The sequence below is a fragment of the Streptomyces sp. NPDC004658 genome, assembly GCF_040609555.1.
Taxonomy (GTDB): Bacteria; Actinomycetota; Actinomycetes; order Streptomycetales; family Streptomycetaceae; genus Streptomyces.
Genome location: NZ_JBEXKG010000459.1, coordinates 1 through 1,012, shown reverse-complemented (window position 1 = coordinate 1,012; position 1,012 = coordinate 1). Strand labels below are relative to the sequence as shown.

At 70.4% G+C, this 1,012-nt stretch carries 2 protein-coding genes and 1 pseudogene; 2 read left to right on the top strand and 1 reads right to left on the bottom strand.

Features of this window, described 5'->3' with window-relative positions:
• The coding region (locus tag ABZV94_RS42160; protein ID WP_356350481.1) for a hypothetical protein at nucleotides 1–120 on the bottom strand (120 nt) is incomplete at its 3' end.
• 222 nt (nucleotides 121–342) lie between these two features.
• On the opposite strand from ABZV94_RS42160, the gene ABZV94_RS42155 reads away from it, so the two are divergent.
• Both ABZV94_RS42155 and ABZV94_RS42150 read left to right on the top strand, forming a co-directional pair.
• Nucleotides 343–765, top strand: a complete 423-nt coding sequence (locus ABZV94_RS42155; RefSeq protein WP_356350479.1) for a hypothetical protein — start codon at nucleotides 343–345, stop codon at nucleotides 763–765.
• Nucleotides 762–1,012: pseudogene (locus ABZV94_RS42150) on the top strand (transcriptional regulator); the annotation flags it as partial. The gene ABZV94_RS42155 and the pseudogene ABZV94_RS42150, both read left to right, overlap by 4 nt.

Sequence of the window (1,012 nt, the reverse complement as noted above, 5' to 3'; positions counted from 1 at the left end):
GTGCTCGGCGACCTCGGGGTCGAGGTTGTTCTGCAGCATGCGCAGCGCGGCTTCCTGCTGCCATCCCAGGGTGCTCAGTTCGGTACCGCGCGGTGCCCGTACGGGGCGGGGTCCTGACATGGCAATGCCTCCTCGCGACTGTGATTTTTCTATTCACATCTTGAGTGGCTGAATAGCTCCAGTCAACAGGGCGCAGCCCGCACACCTTCCCGCAGCCCGCGGCGGGGCATTCTCCCGAACCGACCGCATGTACCTATGGAAAATGCCAGAACCTCCACCTGGCGCGAGCACGTTGCGTAACCTCGGGGTCACAGCCGCACGCAGCGTCGGAGGGGAGTCCGCGTGCCCGGAATCGACGAATGCCTGCTCGACGTCATGAGACTGCCCGGTGCCCGTGGCGCCGCCGTGGTCGACTGGACGAGCGGTCTCGCCCTCGGCACCATCGGCGACTCGCCCAACGGCGATCACGAGGCCACCGCCGCCGAGACGGCGGAGGTGGCGCGGATGGCGGCCGAGCAGCCCGCCTTCGCGGTCGGCTTACCCGAGGCGTCGACGGGGCCTGCCGACAAGGGCGTCAACGGGAGCCCACCGCCCGTCGAGGACGTCATCGTCACCACCCGCGCCGGTTACCACATCCTCCGTTTCGTCGAGACGGACTTCGACAGCAGCGTCTTCCTCCATCTGTGGCTGGACCGCGCGGAGGGCAATCTGGCCCTCGCCCGGATACGGCTGGGCGAGATGGCCGAGCGGCTGGTCCTCGCATGAGAACCCCCGCCCCCTCGCCCGCCCAGCCCTCGGCCGCCTCCGCCCCGGCCTCCGTCCTCTCGCCCATGCTTCAGCGCCTCGCCGCGGAACGGGCCACCGGCGCCCTGATGCGCGACCGAGGCACCCTCTACCTGGCCGACGGCAAGGTGGTGCACGCCGAAAGCCCCGCCACCCCGGGCATCGACGTCCTGCTCACCCGGGGTGGCGCCCTGCACCGCGAGGGCTGGTGGGACGCGGTCGCCCAGGC